Origin of the sequence: Microcoleus sp. bin48.metabat.b7b8b9.023, assembly GCF_013299185.1 — a bacterium.
Classification (GTDB): Bacteria; Cyanobacteriota; Cyanobacteriia; order Cyanobacteriales; family Microcoleaceae; genus Microcoleus.
In genome coordinates this window covers 1-22,736 of the sequence record NZ_JAAFKG010000012.1, presented here as the reverse complement: position 1 = coordinate 22,736, position 22,736 = coordinate 1, and the positions used below count along the sequence as shown (strand labels likewise).

The following is a 22,736-nucleotide window of genomic DNA, read 5'->3' as shown; positions in this document are numbered from 1 at the left end:
TGTATAATCGATCTTACCTAGCTAACGCTAATTTTGGCTCCCGCTTGTTTAAATGGTAACTAGCGCTTTCTTCGAGCAATTGACGAACAAAATTAGGTTCTTGGGAGTTCGATGAATGCAAAATATCTCGATACAAACGACAAGCATCACCATCATTTAAAATGCGATGGTGGAGGATTCTCGTCCATTCCGAAGCAACGAGCATTAATTGCGGTACAACTGTAACAAATGCTTGAATCTGGGCTGACACATCAAAAGATTCCAGAAAATGAATCAAACCAAACATGACTTCTGGTTGTTCGCAGCGATCGTCTAAAATTAGATGCAAATCTGGCAAATCTTCATCTTGAGGACGATCGGCAAGTGAGGCTAAAGCATTTTCAAAAGCTGTCACTTCATCAGGCTATCGCATCAATTTATTGGCTTTTAAAATGCTAATCCAGATATTTTCTTGCATCAGCTATTACCTTCCTCATCTGATTCACCTATCATCGGTTTTTGAGAAGCGTGTCGCACGAAAATTATATGAACCATATCATCAACAATCGTAAACAGAATCCGATAGGCATTTCGTCCCTTGCCGTAAACCAGTTGTCTGATTTCTTCATCAAAAAAATTATTCTCAAAGGCGAAAGAACAACGAGAAGGCATATTTTCTAGCGATAAGGTAGCTTTATATAATCCTTCTAACCAAGTTCTAGCCTTCAGAGAAGAATGATTACTTAACCAAAAATAGGCTTCCTCGATTCCTTTTTGTGCTGCGGGTTGGATAATGACTTGATATTTCTGATTCATGCCTAACTATCTAACTTATCAAACAGTTGATTGAAAAAAACCTCCGCTTTTTGCCCTTCCCCTCGATCCATTTGTTCCAAACCCAGTTTAATTCCCTTTAAAGTCTCTAATAACTCAACCGCATCTAAAAGTTTTTGATAGGATTCAGCATCCTGAATCACTAACTCTGCTTTCCCATTGACAGTTAGAACTAAAGGATGTTTTGTTTGCTTGAGCCGCTGCACAAACTCAGTCGTATTACGTTTAAAATCGGTGAGAGAATGTATGTCTTTTGAAAGGTTAATCATAATGATAACATTAAATTAGCATCTAATTAAATGTTAAACGATACCTGCGGAGTTTGTCAATCTAAGCTTGGGTGATATATTGTCGGTAACGAGAATCCTTGTAGGGTGCGTCGCTATCAGATTTTTCAGGTTCTCAAGTAGATGACTGATGGCGACGCACCCTACGATATCTACAGAACTAACTGTTATATACTATTAAGGCTCTGCCGGAATTTGCCCGATCGCCCTTGCCACCAAAATTAAACCATGAACGATCGCACATTTAACCCAAACATCCCCCCGCACACCTGGAAACGTCCCATCGGCCTCGGTTGGGATAATCCCTATACAGTCCGCTACGCAAGCAATCTCGACGACGGGCCATGGCACGGAATGCCCCTAGGCGGGTTCGGTGCAGGCTGCATCGGGCGATCGTCCAGAGGCGACTTCAACCTTTGGCACATCGACGGCGGCGAGCACATTTTTCGCAGTTTACCAGCTTGTCAATTCAGCATATTTGAAGAAACAAAAGGCAAAAAACAAGCCTTTGCACTGTCCACCGAACCGCCTACAGATGGCAGTTTATCTAGTTGGCAATGGTATCCTTCTGAAGGAAGAAGGAAGAAGGAAGAAGGAAGTTCGGCAACGAGCAATGTACGGGATGTAACGGATGTAACGGATGTAACGGATGGGAGACAGCAGGCTGAAGGGAGAGGAGGAAAGTCTAATTCGGGGACTTATCATGCTTTGTATCCGCGCAGTTGGTATGTTTACGAAAATGTGTTTGAGGCTCAATTAAGCTGCGAGCAATTTTCGCCAATTTTGCCAAACAATTATCAAGAAAGCAGTTACCCAGTTGCCATGTTTGAATGGGTAGCGCACAATCCGACAGATGCGCCGATTACTCTCAGCATCATGCTAACTTGGGAGAATATTGTCGGCTGGTTTACCAATGCTAACAAGTCGCCAGAAGTGAAGGTGCGAGATGATGGCAGTCCTTTTTATGACTATAAACCCCGGTGGGGAGAAAGTGGCGGAAATATGAATTTGTTGGTGGAAGATTTTCACCGTTTCGGTTGCGTGATGACGCGGTTGACTGCTGACGATAGGCCGCAAGAAGGAGATGGACAATGGGCGATCGCAACTATTACCAATCCGGCGGTAGAAGTATTCTATCAAACTCGCTGGAACCCGGCGGGAAACGGCGAGGATATTTGGCGGCACTTTTCTCAACAAGGCTTCTTGTTGGATGACAGAGACGAGACAGCCGCCGCCCCAGGGGAACAGTTAGCTTGTGCGATCGCAGTTCGGTTTACCATTCGACCGGGGAAAACTCGCAAAATCCCCTTTATCATAGCTTGGGATTTGCCAATTACTGAATTTGCATCGGGAATTTCTTACTACCGCCGTTATACCGATTTCTTCGGGCGCAATGGCAAAAATGTCTGGCCGATTATTCGCACGGCGATGAAGCATTCGGATACTTGGCGCGAAAATATTGAAGCTTGGCAAAAACCGATTTTAGAACGAACTGATTTGTCAGATAGTTTTAAAATGGCGCTGTTTAATGAGTTGTATATTTTAACTCAGGGCGGTAGTCTCTGGAGTGCAGCGGATGAACGCGATCCGAAAGGTCAATTTGGGGTTTTGGAGTGTATTGATTACCGCTGGTACGAAAGTTTGGACGTGCGGCTTTACGGTTCTTTTGCTTTATTGATGCTGTGGCCTGAATTAGAAAAGTCGGTCATGATTGCCTTTGCTAGGGCAATTTCGGCGGGTGACGATACGCCGCGAGTTATTGGCTGGAATCAAGCTGCGGCGATTAGAAAATCTATCGGTGCGACGCCGCACGATTTGGGTGCTCCCAACGAACATCCTTGGGAAAAAACGAATTATACTAGCTATCAAGATTGCAATTTGTGGAAGGATTTACCTTGCGATTTTGTATTGCAAGTTTATCGGGATTTCCTCTTGACGGGTAGCAAGGATTGTGAGTTTTTGCAAGAGTGTTGGCCGGCAATTGTTGAGGCTTTGGCTTATCTGAAAACCTTTGATGAGGATGGAGACGGCATTCCTGAGAATTCGGGTGCGCCGGATCAGACGTTTGATGATTGGCAAATGCGGGGAATTAGCGCCTATTGCGGGGGCTTGTGGTTGGCTGCGTTGGAAAGTGCGATCGCGATCGGGGAAATCTTAGAAGATGCAGCACCTGATATACTTCCGAATCCGCAAGAGAAGATTGCATTATATCACAGTTGGCTCTTACAAGCAAGACCTAGCTATCAAGAAAAACTGTGGAACGGTAAATATTACCGTTTGGACAGCGAGAGTAATTCGGAAGTGGTGATGGCCGACCAATTGTGCGGTCAATTTTACGCAAAACTGTTGGGATTGCCGGATATTGTGCCGTCTGAATGTGCAGTCAGCGCTTTAGAAACTGTGTATGAATCTTGTTTCTTAAAGTTCAATGATGGTGAGTTCGGTGCGGCGAATGGGGTGATGCTGAACGGTTCGCCGGAAAATCCGAATGCGACTCATCCCTTGGAAGTTTGGACAGGAATTAATTTTGGGTTGGCGGCTTTTTTGGTGCAGATGGGAATGGAGGAGAAGGCATTTAAGTTGACGGATGCGGTGGTGAAGCAGATTTATGAGAATGGGTTGCAGTTTCGCACGCCGGAAGCGATTACGGCGGGGGGGACTTTTCGGGCGAGTCACTATTTGCGGGCGATGGCGATTTGGGCAATTTATGGGGTGTTGACTAATTTTAAATAGGCCATTGGTTCGATAAAATTAGGTACGTTGTTGGGCTTTAGCCCTCGGGATTTAAGAGGTTCTATAAGCTATCAGTCATGCCTCACCTTTATGATAAAGGCTATAGCATTTATCATAAACATGAGGTATGATTGTAAATGGAGTTTTTGATGCGACCTCGCTTACTATATAATCTAATACGGTTTATTTAACGCTTTTTGAATAATTTTATATGACGATTTTCTGGCAATACAGGCATTTTTGGCAAGTCAGATTTTTCTTAAGGATCGCAAATTAAATAATTTATACAAGCAAAGTGGAATGGGCGGGAGAGCCCGTTCATAAAGGACGGGTTCTCCCGCCCATCCCACAAAAACCATCAAATTGTAAGTTATTTAATTCTCATTCCTAAGTCAACTGTATTGCTATATAATCACTATAATCACTACTCTAAGAGGGCTAAAGCCCAACAACATACCTTTCGCAAGCTTAGACAATTTTCTGTTACCATAAAGTTTTTTGAACATTTTATAACTATCTAAACTTGCAGAATAAATCATCATGCCCGAATGACTGTAATCTCTCGGCCTAATGGACTAAGATGAATTTCAGTTTTCAGCCGTTCTTCCAATTCTAGTGCATTGTCTCTGCGATCGAAAATCACCAACCAACCCTCATCTTGTCCCAATCTCGCTAAATATCCATCCAACTGTTCCAATCCTTTACTCAAAGGATACTCCTGCGGAGTCGCTGCGCTAACGACTTTCCTATTCCGCCAAACCTTCAATTCAATTCCCAATGTGACTTCACCATAACGCAAACACAGATCCATGCGATCGCGCCCAATGGCATATTCTCTCTCTAAGGTTCCCCCACCATTAATCACCCGATGCAAAAACGCCATCAACACCAAATGTGGCGCGATTTCGGGATAAGATGCACTTTTGAGCAACGGTTCGCCATGTTGCAGCCAAAAAGCGAGAAAGGCCTTGAGAAGGGCATCTGTGTTTAATTCTCCGTTGGCACCCAACCAACTGGGACTGATAATCGGTAAACTATCTTGGGGGCCTTGGGCTAAAACTCGCGGTAGCACTTCTCGATAAATCGGATTGGCAATGACTAGCCCCCCAGCCGGATCGCGTCTGAGTAAACCCAAGTCTACCAAGTATTGGCGATCGTCATTGGAAGACTCTGGCAATTCTCGTCCGGCTAAAATCGGCTCGATAATGGCTTTGACTCGGTTTTCTCGGAGTTTTTCTGCTAAGCTATCTAAATGCGTATCTTGTCGTTTAATCAGAATCTCTTTAGCTGTTAAAATATCCTCGGCTGTAATTGCTATTGATTCATCAGTGACTAACTCTTCGACGATTTCTTTAGCTAACGCATTGACTAACCAAGGTTGTCCCTGAGTGAGTTCAAAGGCTAAAGCTGCGGCTTCTGGAGTAAAAACTTGTCCGGTATCTTCTGTATGTTGATTGTAGAGTTCAACCACTTCCGCAGCATTGAAATTCCGCATAGTGAGGGAACGAACTTTAATATTAAATGGACTAGAAGTATTAAGCCTGTCACTGCCACCTGCGGCCACTTTATAATCTCTGACATCTCGCAAACCAATTAAACCAACTGATTGAGGAAAAGCGTTTGGACGATTGGGATAACCATCGCGTAATTGACGTAGAATAGAAATTAAAGCTTGGTCTTGTAATGCGTCAATTTCGTCAATCAAAATAACTAAAGGACGGGGGGAAGACTGTGCCCACAGTTGTAAAGCTGCCCTAATTTTTTGTCCCGACTTGATGCCTGTCCAATCTGGAGGTTGAAGTTCACTCGCAAGGCGAAAAGCAATATTATCCCGCCAAGCACCCAGAATAGCATCTTCAGCACCAGCAATGTCTTGACTGAAAGGTGCGCCCACTTCAACTGACAACATGACAGCGGTATATTGTCCGCTTTCGGTGAGTTTTTTGGCTAAAGACAACATGGCAGTGGTTTTGCCGATTTGTCGGGGTGCGTGGATGACGAAATAGTTTTCCTGGGCTATCAGTCGTTCAAGGTTGGGGATGCGACTGGTTGCAGACAGCATATAGTGGATGTCAGCGCGGCAGGGGCCGGCGGTATTGAACCATCTAGGCATAGGTAAATTGGGGTTTCAACAGTTGACAGTTGACAGTTGATAGTTGACAGTTGACCGTTTAAAAGCGACCTCTACGTTTAAGTCCGAGGATTGGAGTAATGAATAGTCTGATTTTAATTTATCCCGATCGCGATTTGGGCTTTCAACCAATTCTTTCTGGTAAGGAGGGGATACTTTTAGTTTAGCTTGCGGTTGTCAGAAGGACGATCGCACCCCAGCGCCAGCAATTGCGATTTTGCACCCTCGAAGCGGTTTCAACCGCTATCTTCAATCTACAAACCCAACTCAATTACTCTAAAATCTTGTTGGGTGATGAAATTAGCTTGCACGCCGTTGAGAGTAGCTAAGATTTTATCTGTGTTGGCAATTTTGATTAAAGTCGCACCGCCATTTTGAACTATGCTGAGTCGATCGACCTTTAAGCCTCCCGTCAAAACCAATAAATCCTCACCTTGCCTAAAATCAGCTATTACATCGCCACTTTCTCCCGCAGTCAACAAAAAGTAATCGCGCCCGCTTCCCCCTTGCAGCGTATCTTGTCCTAAATCTCCAATCAACCAGTCGTCACCACTTCCCCCCATCAAAGTATCATTACCCTTGCCACCGTAAAGAGTATCGTTACCGTCACCGCCACACAATTTATCTGCATCTTCATCACCAAAAATTAGATCGTTGCCACTACCGCCACACAAATAATCTTTTTGACTGCTACCATCCGTCGGAATCTTGTTAATATCTCCGAAAATTGTATCGTCGCTGTCGCCACCGCAGATGGTGTCACTTCCCAAATCTCCTAACAGCAAATCATTGCCGGATTCGCCACAAATTAGATCGTTATCTTTGCCGCCGTGGATGGTGTCATTGCCATCGCCACCAACAAGAGTATCTTCGCTTTCTTGCCCGTATAAAAGGTCGTTGCCATCATCCCCAAACAGCAAATCTTTTCCTGTTAAATCACCATCAGACGAGTCAGAAGTGCCACCAAATAAACTGTCATTACCTCGATCGCCAAACAAGGTATCGTTGCCTTTGTCTCCCCACACTATGTCATCATCTTTGCCTGCGATCGCCAAATCGTCATCTTTGCCCGCATAAATAACATCATTCCCAGCGTCCCCGACAATGTAGTCGTTATCTTCGTTGCCAAATATTGTGTCGCTGTCTGCATCCGCGCCTACAGGAACAGGGCTGAGAAGGCCGCCGTAAATATTGTCTCTGCCGAATAAGCCTATTAGCAAGTCGTTGCCACTAAAACCGTTGATGCTGTCATTAATATCGCTGCCGGTGAGAGTATCTTTACCATCAGTACCGTTGAGGGTGTTTGCAGCGATATTCGGGCCGGGAATGGCTGTGCGATCGGGTAAATTGATGCGATCGCACGCACAGTCTTCAACAGCAGTAGGAATTACCGCAGGTATTGAGGTTTCGGTTGGTAAAGGTGCGATGGGAACGATCGGCATTTCTCCAGGCGTTGGTGTCGGCGTGGGAGTTTCCGCTGGCGTCGGAGTGGGAATTGCGATCGGTGTGCGAATGGGTGCGATCGGCGTCGGAGTTGGAGTGGGTGTTGCGATCGGAGTTGGCGTTGGTGTGGGAGTTTCCGTTGGCGTGGGAGTGGGAATTGCGATCGGAGTTTCCGTTGGCGTGGGAGTGGGAATTGCGATCGGATTTGGCGTTGGTGTGGGAGTTTCCGTTGGCGTGGGAGTGGGAATTGCGATCGGAGTTGGAGTTGGTGTGGGAGTGGGAGTGGGAATTGCGATCGGATTTGGCGTGGGAGTGGGAGTTTCCGCTGGTGTGGGAGTGGGAATTGCGATCGGATTTGGCGTGGGAGTGGGAGTTGGAGTTGGAATGGGAATGGGAGTTGGCGTGGGAGTATTGTCTAAAATAGTCAAAATAGCAGTAGAATTCTTTCCCAAAATCGCACCATTGCCAGGCAAACTCAAGCTGAGATTAACAGTTTCATCGCCTTCTAATAAGGAGTCATCAAGAATTGGTACAGTAAAACTTTTCTGAGTTTCGCCGATCGCAAAATTCAGCCTACCCGATGCAGCAGTATAATCGTTGCCAGCATTAGCAGTGGCGTTCGAGGTACTGTAACTCACATCAGCAGCAACATCAGTATTTGTGCGAATGACAGTAATTGTGGCAACAGTACCGTTTTCCCTGGCAGTGTAGTTAGCGGTACTGAAGTTAAACGCGCCTGCACTCTTAACGCTAATGTTTACTGCAACCGGCGAAGACTCAAGGATTCCGTCATTAAGCTTGTATGTAAAGCTGTCTGTCCCCGAGAAGCCCGTATTGGGAGTATAGGTAAAAGAGCCGTTTTTATTTAATATGAGATTGCCTTTGTTGGGCAAAGCAACGGGGGCGGCTGTCAGCGGGTTGCCGTCGGGATCGATGTCATTGGCCAAGACGCCCGCGATCGCATCTACGTTGAGAACACTGCTATCCAATGTACTGTAACTGTCTGGATTGGCGATCGGCGATCGGTTGATGATAGTGATATTGACGGGTACCGAAGCAGACGTTAATACCCCGTCAGAAATGTTGTAACTGAACTTGTCTGTACCAACAAAACCGGGATTCGGAATATAGCTGAAAGAACCGTCAGCCTTAAAATTTACTTTACCGTTGTTGGGCGCCGCATCAAGTTTGGCAGTTAGAATGTCGCCGTCAGAGTCTATGTCATTAGCCAAAAGTCCGGGGGCTAAAATATTCAGTGTCTTGTCGCGGGGAATGGTGTAGCTGTCGCTATTTGCCTGAGGCTGCTGGTTCGTGACATTGATACTTACCGGAGTCTCCGCAGTCGTTAAGACTCCGTCACTGATGTTGTAGCTAAATTCGTCCAAGCCGACAAAACCCGAATTCGGAGTATAGCTAAAGGAACCGTCAGCGTTGAAATTGACCTTACCGTTTTTGGGTGATGTTATCAGTTTGGCACTTAACGGGTCGCGATCGGGGTCGCTGTCGTTACCCAAGACTCCGGGGGCTGGAATATTGAGTGTCTTGTTGTGGGGAGTGTTGTAGCGATCGCTATTTGCCTGAGGCTGCTGGTTCGTGACATTGATACTTACCGGAGTCTCCGCAGTCGTTGATGCCCCGTCACTGATGTTGTAGCTAAATTCCTCCAGGCCAACAAAACCCGGATTCGGAGTATAGCTAAAGGAACCGTCAGCGTTGAAATTGACCTTGCCGTTTTTGGGTAATATTATGAGTTTCGCTGTCAAGGGGTCGCTGTTGGGGTCGCTGTCGTTGCCCAAGACTCCGGGGGCTGGAATATTCAGTGTCTTGTTGTGGGGAGTGTTGTAGCGATCGCTATTTGCTTGAGGCTGCTGATTCGTGACATTGATACTTACCGGAGTCTCCGCAGTCGTGGATGCCCCATCGCTGATGTTGTAGCTAAATTCCTCCAAGCCGACAAAACCCGGATTCGGAGTATAGCTAAAGGAACCATCAGTGTTGAAATTGACCTTGCCGTTTTTGGGTAATGTTACCAGTTTGGCAGTTAACGGGTCGCTGTTGGGGTCGCTGTCGTTGCCCAAGACTCCGGGGGCTGGAATATTGAGTGTCTTGTTGTGGGGAGTGTTGTAGCGATCGCTATTTGCCTGAGGCTGCTGATTCGTGACATTGATCTTGACCGGCACCGAAACAGGTGGGTTGATGCCGTCAGTGACGCTGTAGCTGAAGTTGTCTGTACCGATAAAACCTGGATTGGCAATATAGCTGAAGGAACCGTCAGCCTTGAAATTGACCTTGCCGTTGTTGGGAAGTGACTCCACTGTGGCAGTCAAGGGGTCGCCGTCGGGGTCAATGTCATTGGCCAGGACTCCGGGGGCTGGAACATTCAGTGCCTTGGTGTGGAGAGTTGTATAGTTGTCACTATTTGCTACTGGCGGCTGGTTGGTTAGCAACTTGGTGACGTTGATATTCACCGAAATGGCAGGAGATGCCAATATGCCGTCACTGATGCTGTAGCTGAAAATGTCTGTACCGGCAAAACCCGGATTGGGAGTATAGCTGAAGGAACCATCAGCCTTAAAATCGACCTTGCCATTTTTGGGGCCAGTTGATAAAGTTGCCGTCAGGGGGTCGCCGTCGAGGTCGCTGTCGTTGCCTAAGACGCCTGCGATCGCAGAAATGTTGAGGGCGGTATCAAGTGAGGTACTGTAATTGTCTGTTTGTCCAGTCGGTGGCTGGTTGGTGACATTGAGGTTAACCGCAATAGCCCCAGACGGCGATACTCCGTCGCTGACGCTGTAGGTGAAATTGTCTGGCCCGGAAAAACCCGGATTGGGAGTATAGCTGAAGGAACCGTCCGCCTTAAAATCGACCTTGCCGTTGCTGGGATTTGACAATAACTTGGCTGTCAGGATGTCGCCGTCGAGGTCGCTGTCGTTGCCTAAAACTCCGGGGGCTTGCTGGTTGAATACCTTGGTGTGGGGAATCGTGTAATTGTCTGTTTGTCCCGCAGGTGGCAAGTTGGCGACATTGAGGTTAACCGCAACAGCCCCAGACGGCGATACTCCGTCGCTGACGCTGTAGGTGAAGTTGTCTGGGCCGGCAAAACCTGGATTGGGAGTATAGCTGAATGAACCGTCACTGTTGAAATTTACCTTGCCATTGCTGGGGCTTAACAATAATTTGGCAGTCAGGGGGTCGCCGTCGAGGTCGCTGTCGTTGCCTAAGACTCCGGGGGCTTGCTGGTTGAATACCTTGGTGTGGGGAATCGTGTAATTGTCTGTTTGTCCAACAGGTGGCTGGTTGCTGACATTGAGGTTGACCGCAACAGCCCCAGACGGCGATACTCCGTCGCTGGCGCTGTAGGTGAAGCTGTCTGACCCGGCAAAACCCGCATTCGGAGTATAGCTGAATGAACCGTCACTGTTGAATTTAACCAGGCCGTTGTTTGGGCTTAACAATAATTTGGCAGTCAGGGGGTCGCCGTCGGGGTCGCTGTCGTTGCCTAATACTCCGGGGGCTTGCTGGTTGAATACCTTGGTGTGGGGAATTGTGTATTTGTCTGTTTGTCCAGCAGGCGCCAAGTTGGTGACAGTGAGGTTGACCGCAACAGCCCCAGACGGCGATACTCCGTCGCTGACGCTGTAGCTAAAGTTGTCTGGCCCGGCAAAACCCGCATTCGGAGTATAGCTGAATGAACCGTCAGCGTTGAAGTTTACTTTGCCGTTGATTGGATTTGACAATAGCTTCGCCGTCAAAATATCGCCGTCGGGGTCGCTGTCGTTGCCTAATACTCCGGGGGCTTGCTGGTTGAATACCTTGGTGTGGGGAATCGTGTAATTGTCTGTTTGTCCGGCAGGTGGCTGGTTGGTGAGGTTGATGACGAAAGTTTGATTGGCGGATGTATCGACACCGCCGTTAGCAACGCCGCCATTATCTTTGAGATTGATAGCGATCTTAGCACTGCCGATCGCACCCACGGCCGGTGTAAATGTTAGCGTGCCCGCTGAGTCGATCGCAGGCGGTACGCTAAACAAAGCAGCATTGTCATTCCCGACTACTTGAAAAGCCACAGTTTGTCCCGACTCGTTGGCGGGGCCTGGAGAAATTGCCGTCGCCCATCCGGGGACTGTTTGCGGGCTGGAGTTACTCTTGAGAGTGCGATCGCCCCCTTTGACAAACGAAGGTACATCATTGACGGGATTAACTGCAATCGTCGGTGCGATCGAATTAGTGCTAAACGGCGTTGTTCCTCCAGTAACTGAAGCGTTCACACCCACAGTACCGTTACCAACTCCATTCGTTCCATCCCACGCCCGCACCGTAATCGTTGGTTCGCTGCCAGCGATACTGTAATAATTTGGGTTGGGTACAAAGCGGACTTTCGCAGGCGTTTGCAGAGAAACCCGCGTTAAGTTGATGTTAGATTGAGCTGAGTTTGTGTAGTCTCCGAGAAATAGAAAATTAGGAGTTTCATAGGGGTCGATCGCGCCAGTAAATGCAGCATAATTTCGCAGCAGCCCCGTTAGTATAACATTATTACTGCCGTCCGAAAGAAAGTAATTGTCGCCTAAAACTTTCAGAGTATAGTTAGTAGCAAGATTTGTATTGTAAGCAGCATTTTCAGCAGCCACAAATAAGCTATTCGTTTGTCCGCCCGGATTGGGAGTAATGCCGTCTGCTTGAGCAAAGATATTGCCCGTAGTTGCAGATAGCTGTTGGAAACCGATTTCAATTGCTTTTTTATCGCTCGTAACGGCAACAATGCTAAAACCCGCCCGATTGGCATTAGTACGGGCTTCGGAGATAATTTGCAGATTAAAAGATAGGCTAAATCCCTGCGTGCGATCGAGCGGCGGAAATAACGAACTTAAGGGATTATTTGTATAGCCAGCATAGATATTATTGGCAGCCGTACTGTTTAAATTAACTCCATTACCGCTTAATATTTCTGAAGCAATAGTGGTAGGAGCAATAATATTTGAGTTTGTCAAAGACAGCCAATTTTGAGAATTGGGAGTGCTGCCAAGCAAGCCATTATAAAGAGGCGTCGGGCCGAGTATTGTTGCTGAAATTGGCGACAATGGGCCGAAATTTGTCCAAGTATTGCCATTAGTTGAAAATTGCCAATTGCCGTTAGTATTGTCTGCTGCTGTGACTGCGACACCCAACGGATCGCCATTAACATCAGCGCCTAACTGGCTAGTGATATTGAAAATACTAAAACCCGTGTTAGCTACATTTGCTATGTCCTCATTAATTGCAGTTAAACTATTAGCGTTAGAATTTGTTAAAGTTGGAGCGCTGTTGATCTGCGGGTTGCGGAGGCTGTTAATATAAATAGTGTTAATGCCGAAATTGGGTACGCCGATCGAACCTACACTATTGACAGCATAATTAGCAGTTTTGTTCAAACCGCCGATCGCACTCATGAATTCGACATTACCACCGTTATTACCACCGTTATTCGGAGCGGCAATTTTTACCTTAGCTGCATTGCCAAATGTTTGCAAACCAGTTGTCGGCCAGGCGATCGAATCAACAGAAGTAATTCCCGTACTGCTAGTATCTACCCAAACAGTATCTGACCCTGCAAAATCTCCTCCTAGTCGGTTATTGGCGACTAAAACATTATTTAGATATGTACCACCTGCACCGTTATTTATCAACAATTTAATGTTCCAATCAGCATCATTCCCGCCAGGAACTGGATTGTAGCTAATATCATTGACTGGAATCACATTTGAGCCACCTATCACAATTATTGTTCCTGCCTTGAAGACAGAAGCAATATTCGCCATATTCACAAATTGATAAGCAGAAAGTTTAAATTCTGGCGGATCTTGCGAATCGCCAATAAAATAGGATTGAAGCTGAGCTACTGTTAAGTCTTCAGTTAGTAAAATTTCCACATACTCGTCGCCCTGAAAATTGCCGTCACGGCGGAATTCATTAATAATTATCTGTCCCATTTCGATGTGCCTATATTTAATATAAGAATCCAATCGAATGTGGCAAGCACATTCAACTCCGTCCAAAATTCAAGCAGGAGAGTATTTTGTTCTCTACCGATAACCTGCCTTTTAGTTCAGTCGTAGGGTGCGTCAAACTATTTGCTTGACACATCACAAAAAATGTGAAAAGCTAGCGCACCCTACCCGAATGCCGGATTAGATGATTAAGAGATTCACGCAGTAGGGGACATCTCAGTTTTACATTTACAGTCCTGTCCCCGCTCGCCTATTGTACAATAGGCGAGCGGGGACAGGACTACAATAAAAAAATGCTTTTTACAAAACTGAGATGCTATCTTTGTTTATTAAACCGAGACAACTCAACGCTCGAATTAGACTATTGACAAATTTCTGACCTTACCCATCCCGATTTAACTTTTAAACACTTCATCTTCGATTCCCACCCACCATTCGCCCAAATTCATTAAATCTTGGTGAAGATCGGTAAGTTCTCTAAGATATTCTTCAGTAGAAATCTGCGATCGCCTTTCTTGCAATTTTTTCATCCGGAGTTGCACCAACAGCCACGGTTTGGAAATGCCATCGGTTGCTTCAATATATTTGGCTAGATCTTTGCTGTTCATGGTAATTATTGATTAGTGATTAGTCAATAAGGTTTGTAGTGCGGACTTTAGTCCGCAGCATGAGAACGGACTAAAGTCCGCTTTTGCGGACATCAATAAGGTTTGTAGTGCGGACTTTAGTCCGCAGCATGAGAACGGACTAAAGTCCGCTTTTGCGGACATCAATAAGGTTTGTAGTGCGGACTTTAGTCCGCAGAATGAGAACGAACTAAAGTCCGCTTTTGCGGACTATCTGTAATCAGAAGTCTGAATGTTTTTCAACTTCGCTGCATATTTCATGCCGTATTCCGGGCGGCAAAAGCGATCGATCTGAGACTCGAAAAACGCCCGATTTGCCTTCAAATGTTTCGGATTCGGGTCATCCAAAGGATACAGCAGAGCCGTCCGCAAAGCTTGAATTACCGCCGAAGTAACGCAGTACATCGATCGCTGGAACGTCACCCCAATCTGATTCAGGATATCATCTTCGCCGCGGCATCGGTGTTTGTAGAAATCCATCAAATAAGGCGGCAGGAAGTGCAGCATATCTTGGGCTAGCAGCGTCGGCGGAATCCCCGCAGTTCCTACAGGGAATTTATCTGCATACAAAATACCGTAGTGGAAGTCTTTTTGGTCGTCGGGAACTTCCTTGGCTTGCGCGTTGTAAGATTTGGTTCCCCGGAACGGCGAAGTGCGGTAAAATACCGATTCTACGTAGGGTAGCGCTGCTTCGTACAGCCAAGTGAAACCTTTTGATTTCGGGATGATTTCGTAGGTTTCGCCGTCGATGAGAACGTGGTGGTAAATCGGACGACCGGCGATCGCAAATATACCATTTACCAGGAAATCCATCGCCTGCGGGACTGTAGTAACTTTGCCTTCGTCGTACAAGTCGGAAACTTCAAAAAACACGGGTGCCATTACTTCCCAGAATAAACCGAGGTTGCTGTAATAAGACATCTGGCGGCACTGTTCCAAAAACATTTCGGGGAATGCTTTGTGCAGGGCTAGCATGAACGGGTCTTTTTTGAAGTAAGCTTTAATAGCGCGATCGGCATTTGCTTTGTATTCGTCGCTGTCGAGATAGGGGTCAAACTGGTTGACAGGAACGTACATCCCCCGGTGCCACAGCATTGACCTCATGCACTCTTCGGCAAATTCCATGTTAATGCGATCGTGCCACAAATGGTGAAACAAACGTGGCTTTTTGCCAGTTTCTCCATTTTCCATGAACTCCAAAAGTTCCGGGTGTGCGCTGCCAGTCCCCCGCCAAATCCGTAAATCTGCACCGTCACCTGAATAGTGATTTTGCAAGTCTAAATACTCCTGGGGTAAGAAGTATTTAAAGAAAGGAAGCGGGTTTAAAAATACCCGTTCCGCGATGTAAAGTAAATCCCGCCAATAGAAATCCATCGGTACCGCGTAGGCCTTCCAAATCGCGATGATTTGCATCAGATTTTCCGGCGTATCTGGAATCATCGCGCCGCCAGCTTCCAGTCTGTGAATGATTTCGGCAAATTCGTGCTTGGAAGGAGGCAGTTTAGTTGCTGGTTTACTAGGGGTTTGTACCATTTTTAGTTTCTCCTAATGAATAGCAATATTATTTGGACAATTTGAACCCTGAATTCTTATTTTTCTGTCCCTTAAAAGCTGCCTTTTATTCTCAACCCGACTTTAGTCGTTACTGAGGGGATCAGAAATCAATTTTTGACGCAATCGCAGAGCATGAAAGATACTCAAAACATCATGCTTCCACTCTGGCAATACAAGTGTCATCGCAATCTCTTCTACAGTATGAATGATGCCAGAAATAATAGCTAGCCACAGGGGAATTCCAGCGTAGTTAAAGCCGAAAAGAGCAATAGTAGCAATGAACAGGGTTATTCCCCAAAATTTAGCGGAGTAGGTGTGGTAGCTGGCTGGTTTACCATATTTTAGCAAATTAACAATCCACCATACCAACTGTACAAAAACTACAGCCAGCAGCGGTACTCGAAAGGCTATTACCAAATCTTTATGCACCAGCCACGCACTGGCAAATACGCAGATATAGAAGCAGACATCAGCCCAACTATCGGCTTGACGTAATTGTTGATTACTGACGCCGATGCGTCTGGCAATAATGCCATCGAAGATATCTGAGAAAAACCCAACTAAGTAACCGATGTTGACAGTTGACAGTTGACAGTTGACAGTTGACAGTTGGTTGAAATTACCAATGACTAATGACTAATGACTAATGACTAATGATTAATGACTAATGCCCAATGCCCAATGCCCAATGCCCAATGCCCAATGCCCAATGACTGATGACTGCTGTTCGCGAGCGGGGACAGCACTAATGCTGTTCGCGAGCGGGGACAGCACTAATGACTAATGACCAATGACTAATGACTAATAACTGATTTCTGCTGCTGATACTTGACAGCTACTTGAGAATATCTGCCCGTTGATAGAGTTACTGCCATTGCATTTGTAGTGGATTCGCTCCACTTCAGCAGCCACACCGGTTGCACTCCCAAGAAGAAAATGATCGCCGCTAAAACTAGGGCTGGCAGATTTTCGGCAAACTTCACTGGAGGATAGTAAGCCGTGGCATTGTCCAACTTGCCAAAACAAGTGCGGTTGAGCAGAATTACAAAGTAAACTGCTGTTAACCCGGAGGCTAAAATGCACAGTAAAGTCGGAATTGGAAATGTTGAAAAACTGCCTTGAAATACTAAAAATTCGGCGATAAAACCGACTAAACCGGGAATTCCGGCGCTTGCCATGCCGCCCAAAACTAACAGCGAACTTGCTGTGGGTAAACCGCGCATCGGATTCATTAAGCCGTTGAGCACGTCCAAATCCCGGGTACCGGCTTTGGCTTCGATGATGCCTACGAGATAAAACAGCAAGGCTAAAATCAAGCCGTGGCTTACCATTTGCCCGACAGCACCGATTAAGGCGAGTTTGGTGCCGGCGGCGCAGGCGACGAGGATGTAGCCCATATGCCCGATCGAACTATAGGCTACCATGCGCTTGATATCTTTTTGGGCGATCGCGCTTAAAGCACCGTACATCACGCTCACCGTACCGATTATCGCTAAACCAGGAGCGACAATCGACCAAGTTTCGGGGAACATCTGCAAACCAAACCGCACTAAGCCGTAAGTTCCCAATTTCGCCAAAACTCCTCCCAACAGAATTGCTGTTGCTGGCGAAGCTTCGACGTAGGCATCCGGTAGCCAAGTGTGCAGGGGCACTAAAGGAATTTTAATTGCCAACCCAAATAGGACAATTGTTAGCAAGATTAATTGCGTGTTTAAGGGCAAATCTTGAGTAGTAATTGCACTGTAATCGAAGTTTAAAGACCCACTCAGCCAAGCTACACCCAAAAATCCTGCTAAAACTAAAAGTCCCGAAACTGCCGTGTAAATCAGAAACTTCATCGCAGCGTATTCGCGCTGCTTGCCACCCCAAATCGCAATCAACAGGTAAAAAGGAAGTAATTCTAGTTCGTAAAATAAAACGAACAGCAGCAAATTTTGAGACATCAAAGCTCCCGCCACCCCCGCATTGATCAGCAAAATCAAAGCGTAGTAAAGCTGGGGGCGAGCAATGCCTTCACCAGTACCGTAAATCACTAATAGCGTCAGCAATCCGGTTAAAACTAGCAGTGGCAAAGATAAGCCATCAATTCCCAAGTTGTAGCTCAAACCCAATTGCGGAATCCAAGGCAAATATTCTTGAAATTGTAGCCCTGAATTTGTCGTGTCAAATTGAGTAAGCAGCCAGAGATTCAACAGGAAAACGGCAGCAGCAAAGACTGAAGCGACGGAGCGCACCCGCATCGCATTCATTTTTCCGGGCAGGAACCCGACTACCGCAGCGCCCAACGCAGGCAACCAGAGCAATGCACTAAGCATAATGTGTGAATAGTGAAGAGTAAAGAATCAATTTTGTACGCTTTTGCGTTTAATAAGTTGAGAATGAGCTGTAAATTTTCACCCTAATTATCGATCGCAAATTACATCAGGACTCAATCAAAATATTGACTGCACCCGTGTCTAAATCGTAATATCCACCAACAACCTTCAGCTTATTCTCTTCAATTAACTTTGAGATAACTGGAGATGCTTTCAACCTTTTAGTTTGCAGCACCACATTGGCTTTTGAGGCATTTTCTAGACGATCGCCTGCTTGGTCTTTTGAGCTTTCTACAGCAGGTTTAATTGCTTCGAGCAAACTGCCAATTTGACCGGGAACTTGAGCGCCTTTGATGGTTGCATCTACCGCACCGCAACGTTTGTGGCCGATTACTACCAGCACTTTGGCTCCCAACACCAGCGTGCCAAATTCCAGGCTGCCAATTTCTTCTGGAGTAGTAACATTTCCGGCTACCCGACAGACAAATAAATCTCCCAATCCTTGATCGAAGATAATCTCAGAAGGAAAGCGGGAATCTGCACAGCCGAGAACAGCAGCAAATGGTTTTTGAGCTTTGGCAACTTCGGCAAGGCGAGGTAAGTCTTGGTTCGGACTTTGACGTTTTCTGTTCACAAACCGCTTGTTCCCCTCCATCAATTTTGCCAAAGCTGCATCGGGAGTCATCTCATTTTGAGCAATTGCTGGTTCGGGTGCAGCGACATCAGCTCCTACTCGTGCTGCCAGTATTCCTGTACCGATTGCTCCTGCGACAAATTTTAGGGAGTTGCGCCGGGAAAGATTTACTTGTCTGCGATCGTCTTTCATGATATTCTGCCTTGTTGGATTGAGTTTGAAATCTTGATTTAAGACTTCATTAATTTAAGATTTTAGGGTGAAAGTGTCACCTAAAATCTTCAACTTTATATCTCTTTACCCGCCCACAATCAGCGACAGGCGAGCCAACAGAGGCCAGCTTACGAGCAATCCCAAAAGTGCCACTCCGAACAGAATTGTCAGGGCATAAAACTGAGTTTGACCGCTAACGTTGTATTTGAGGCTTTGCCCGCCGAAAACTGTGGCAAAACCGATTAAGTTAACGAATCCGTCAACAATATTACGATCGAACCAGGATATGATTTGGGAAACCAGACCGACTGCAAATATTACTGTCACGCGGTAAAGTTGGGCGGTGTAAAAGTCGTAGGCAAAGAAGTCTTGCACGGCTTGAGAACCAATTCGCACTGGTTTTTCCCACTTTTCGTTCAGGTAAATAAATGCTCCGGCACCAATGCCGATCGCACTTGACAAAGCTAACAGCCCGGCCGCAGTATAATTTAAAGTTGCCAAAGGCAGCAATTTCCAGGCGGCGAGCAAGTGTGGGACGTGCAAGGTAAATCCCATTAACACTGTCATCGGCAAGACAAAAGGCCAGGCAACTTCGGGCGAACGTTCGGTCATTTGCTTGGGTTTGCCACCGAAAACTAAACCGAAAACGCGGACTAAGCCAAAAGCAGTTACGCCGTTCACAAACAGCACTACTACTAACAGTGAAGGATGAGTTTTAGCAAGCCCGCCTGCTAATTCTGATAAAGCCCAGAAGCAGCCGAAGGGTGGCAGGCCCATCACTCCAGCGGCGCCAACAAGAAACGATATTCCCGATATCGGCCGCTTCGCCCACAAACCGCCGAGATATCGGACATCCTGAGTGATGCTGTTCCAAACTACTGAACCGATGCTCATTACCAACAAACCCATTGCTAAGGTGTAGGCAAAGATTAATGTCAAAGCTGTGTGGGTTTGTCCGGTACCGACGGCGATAAAGACTAAGCCCATGTAAGAGCTGACTATATAGGAAAGCGTGCGCTTGATGTCGATTTGGGCGATCGCAATTAAAGACGCACCCACCGCCGTTGCAGCACCCACAATAATAGTTGTCTTCAGCCCCACGGGCGACAAAGCAATCACGGGCTGCAATTTAATCAAAATCCAAGCGCCGGTTTCCACAACCACCGTGTTCCGCAAAATCGTTGCCGGCAAAGGGCCTTCCATCGCCTCATCCAGCCACAGGTGCAGGGGAAACTGAGCGCATTTGCCCATCGGCCCAGCAATCAAAGTTAAACTCAACAGCGTCGCCACTGTGGGGTCAATGTTTGCAGTCTTAGCCCAAACTGCCAACTCGTCAAAATTCCAAGTTCCAGCCAGCGGCAGAATTGCGACTACTCCCATCAACAGGAATAAGTCTCCTACCCGCTTAGTCAAGAAAGCATCGCGGGCGCCCGTCACCACCAAAGACTGGTTGAACCACAGCCCGATTAGCAGGTAAGTTCCCAGAGTCAGGACTTCCAGAATCATGTAGCTGAAAAACAGAGAGTTGGACAATACCAAGCCGCACATCCCCGCTTCAAACAGCCCCATCAGGGAAAAGAACCTAGCCCAGCCCCAGTCCATTTCCATGTAGCCGACTGCATAAATCTGCGCCAGAAAATTCAGTCCCGTAATCAAAACTGTCGCCCCGACGGTGACAGCAGAAATGTCTACGGGAATGGTTAAGTCTAAACCTGCCACATTCAGCCAGGGAATGAACTGGTGTTGTGCCGGTTGGTTCCAGATGGCTGTCAGGGCGATGACGCCGTGGGCGAAAGCGAAGAGAGTTAAGATGGCGTTCACGTAACCGGAGGGTCTAGGCCCCGTGCGGCGAGTTACTGCTGGAAACCACAATATCGACAGAAATGCGCCGATAAGTGGATAGCAAGGTATAAACCAAACGGTCTGGAGTAGGATTTGAGCCATTGGCACTACCTGTAATTGTTACAAAAATTTAAAAATCTGAGAATAATCTCGACGCCAGAAGGCTGAGCTCATTCGCCAGAAGTAAAGATATTTTGGCGGTAAATGCGAGTTTTTCGTCGTTCTGAAACCGCCCGTGGCAAAATACACTTATTAATTTTATATTAAGGATTGCCTGAAATTTTCATAAAAAAGCTCGGTAAGTGGGAAACTCAGAGTCTTTAGACCTGAGAGGGAAACGACGCGGGGGAATGAGAGTCCCCGTCAATCCCCTTACGGGGTTGGAGGGGTATGGTTGCCCCTCCCTTTCGAGGCATAGTTGCCTCAGTCTCCCTTCCGGGGTAATGTTTGCCTCGACCTGGTTATGAAGGCTTGTTAGACCTACGACACTGTTTCAGTGACTTTAAAACTGTTTAATCGCAGGTGACAGAGCGGCAAACTGGCGTCGCATTCGCCGGTGTCATGACCTAAATAACGTCTCCTCGCCATCAAGGGGTCTGGTCAGAACAGCTTGCAATTTCTTGCAAGCTCAGTGGCGTTGATTCCCTGAGTTCCTGACATTTCCTAATTCAGCATACTTAATATACAGATAAATTGTACTTATCGGATGTCAAGCTGGGATTATCAGTATTAGTGTTATTGAAGATTTAGAGGTGTCACATTATACTAAGGAAGATTTGTCAATCCTACTTTTTATATAGATAGGCTTGAACGGAGGGAAAATTACTCAGCAACGCTCGTGTATCAAAGAAGTTCGGATGCTACGATCGCGCTGGCAGAAACCCGATTAAAATTCAAGAGAGCGCTCAAGCGCAACAACGTACCTAAAAGATTAAAGTCGCTCAATTTCCCGAGCTAGTTCTGGGAGTTTGGCTTGTCGCTGTCCGATCGCCCTTGCCCTGACATTTATTAGACCGATCGGCGTATTGAACAAATCTACCAGATCGGCACGGGCGATCGCACATTTAGCAGTAGCAACCGGCAATTCCTTTAACAGCCATCTAGCCAGCCGGTACAAATATTCCCTGGAGGTGAATTCTCGCATCAAATCGACACCGTGGAGTTCGTGCAAATATTTATTCGACTCGCCGTAACGATGCCATTGACTTTGTAACTGTTTTATTGTACTGCGGTGGCGGTGTCGGGCGATCGCATTTTCGGCAAAATACATTTTATAGGATGTTTCCCGCAAAATCCGCCAGCACAAATCCGCATCGCCACCGCTCGTAAGGTAGGGGCGAAACAAACCCACTTGTGCTAAAATCTGGCGGCGCACAGCTAAGTTAGCCGTTTGACCGTAGGGACAAAAAGGGTGAGCGAGAGTATGTTGTTGAGATAAAGTATTTTCGCGGGCGGCGTGTTTTTCTAAGAGAGTGTTACCAGGGAGGGCGAGGATTTCCCCGCAGGCAATTCCTATTTCTAAGTTAGCGAATGGTTCGACTAAATTTTGCAACCATTGAGGTTCGGGGCGACAGTCTGCGTCGGTAAAGGCGATGATTTCGCCTGTGGAGGCGCGAATTCCTTTGTTTCTGGCGGCGTAGGAACTTTGAATCGTATTTTCGGTGAGATTGCGAATGGTGATTTGATTGAATCCCTCTTGCTTGGGGGATTTGGCTGCTGCTTGGAGGATAGTTGAAGTGCAATCGCGACTTTTGTTGTCTACTAAGAGATATTCTACTCTGTTTGTGGGATAAGTTTGCGATCGCAAACACTCAATTAAATCAGGTAAATCCGTCTCCCCGTTGTAAACAGGTACCACAACCGAAACAAGGGGTGAAAACTGCTCGCTGTTCATTAATCCTCTCTGCTGGTTGTTGAGTCAATCAGGACTGAAGTCCTTACTACGAACCAGTTTGTAGTGAGGACTTCAGTCCTCTCTTACCAGTTTGTAGTGAGGACTTCAGTCCTCTCTTACCAGTTTGATCGTTCGGACTTCAGTCCAATGGCACTGAAAAAGGCTTAATCACCTTCGTAGTCTAGCTTTCAAGACAGAGCGAGGTTCCTGCATTCGACGATACGGTTTCGGTCGGAGTTTCAAAACTCTGGGCTCCGAACGTTCAGG

At 46.6% G+C, this 22,736-nt stretch carries 13 protein-coding genes; 1 reads left to right on the top strand and 12 read right to left on the bottom strand.

Features of this window, described 5'->3' with window-relative positions; translation table 11 throughout:
* Positions 1-13: 13 nt before the first annotated feature.
* The 3 genes from QZW82_RS09495 to QZW82_RS09485 form a co-directional block, all read right to left on the bottom strand.
* Positions 14-394 carry an Imm30 family immunity protein gene (locus tag QZW82_RS09495; RefSeq protein WP_293147398.1) on the bottom strand — a complete coding sequence of 127 codons (381 nt, stop codon included), beginning with the start codon at positions 392-394 and terminating at the stop codon, positions 14-16.
* A 62-nt stretch (positions 395-456) separates the two neighbouring features.
* Positions 457-795, bottom strand: a complete 339-nt coding sequence (locus tag QZW82_RS09490) for a type II toxin-antitoxin system RelE/ParE family toxin (protein ID WP_293147396.1) — start codon at positions 793-795, stop codon at positions 457-459.
* 2 nt (positions 796-797) lie between these two features.
* Positions 798-1,082: a type II toxin-antitoxin system Phd/YefM family antitoxin gene (locus QZW82_RS09485; RefSeq protein ID WP_293147394.1), complete on the bottom strand. Its 285-nt coding sequence runs from the start codon at positions 1,080-1,082 to the stop codon at positions 798-800.
* Positions 1,083-1,328: 246 nt separating this feature from the next.
* Here QZW82_RS09485 and QZW82_RS09480 point away from each other — a divergent pair, with 246 nt between their 5' ends.
* Complete coding sequence (locus QZW82_RS09480; protein WP_293147393.1) at positions 1,329-3,833, top strand: GH116 family glycosyl hydrolase; 2,505 nt, start codon at positions 1,329-1,331, stop codon at positions 3,831-3,833.
* A gap of 538 nt (positions 3,834-4,371) precedes the next feature.
* On the opposite strand, the gene QZW82_RS09475 is transcribed toward QZW82_RS09480, so the two are convergent.
* The 9 genes from QZW82_RS09475 to QZW82_RS09435 all read right to left on the bottom strand — a co-directional run bounded on the left by QZW82_RS09475 (position 4,372) and on the right by QZW82_RS09435 (position 22,469).
* Entirely contained in the window at positions 4,372-5,946 is a 1,575-nt protein-coding gene (locus QZW82_RS09475) for an AAA-like domain-containing protein (protein ID WP_293147392.1), read from the bottom strand.
* Positions 5,947-6,218: 272 nt separating this feature from the next.
* A complete protein-coding gene (locus tag QZW82_RS09470) occupies positions 6,219-13,373 on the bottom strand; it encodes an Ig-like domain-containing protein (RefSeq protein WP_293147391.1) in 7,155 nt (2,384 codons plus the stop codon).
* A 413-nt stretch (positions 13,374-13,786) separates the two neighbouring features.
* Complete coding sequence (locus QZW82_RS09465) at positions 13,787-13,999, bottom strand: hypothetical protein (RefSeq protein ID WP_293147389.1); 213 nt, start codon at positions 13,997-13,999, stop codon at positions 13,787-13,789.
* 228 nt (positions 14,000-14,227) lie between these two features.
* Entirely contained in the window at positions 14,228-15,550 is a 1,323-nt protein-coding gene (locus QZW82_RS09460) for a CO2 hydration protein (protein ID WP_293147387.1), read from the bottom strand.
* A gap of 102 nt (positions 15,551-15,652) precedes the next feature.
* Positions 15,653-16,144, bottom strand: coding sequence for a CDP-alcohol phosphatidyltransferase family protein (locus tag QZW82_RS09455; protein ID WP_366664994.1), 492 nt, complete (start codon positions 16,142-16,144; stop codon positions 15,653-15,655).
* Between the two features lie 221 nt (positions 16,145-16,365).
* Complete coding sequence (locus QZW82_RS09450) at positions 16,366-17,886, bottom strand: NADH-quinone oxidoreductase subunit M (RefSeq protein ID WP_293147384.1); 1,521 nt, start codon at positions 17,884-17,886, stop codon at positions 16,366-16,368.
* A 106-nt stretch (positions 17,887-17,992) separates the two neighbouring features.
* A complete protein-coding gene (locus tag QZW82_RS09445; protein WP_293147382.1) occupies positions 17,993-18,712 on the bottom strand; it encodes a carbonic anhydrase in 720 nt (239 codons plus the stop codon).
* 105 nt (positions 18,713-18,817) lie between these two features.
* A complete protein-coding gene (locus tag QZW82_RS09440) occupies positions 18,818-20,677 on the bottom strand; it encodes an NAD(P)H-quinone oxidoreductase subunit F (protein WP_293147380.1) in 1,860 nt (619 codons plus the stop codon).
* Between the two features lie 829 nt (positions 20,678-21,506).
* Entirely contained in the window at positions 21,507-22,469 is a 963-nt protein-coding gene (locus tag QZW82_RS09435; protein WP_293147378.1) for a glycosyltransferase, read from the bottom strand.
* Positions 22,470-22,736: the final 267 nt, after the last annotated feature.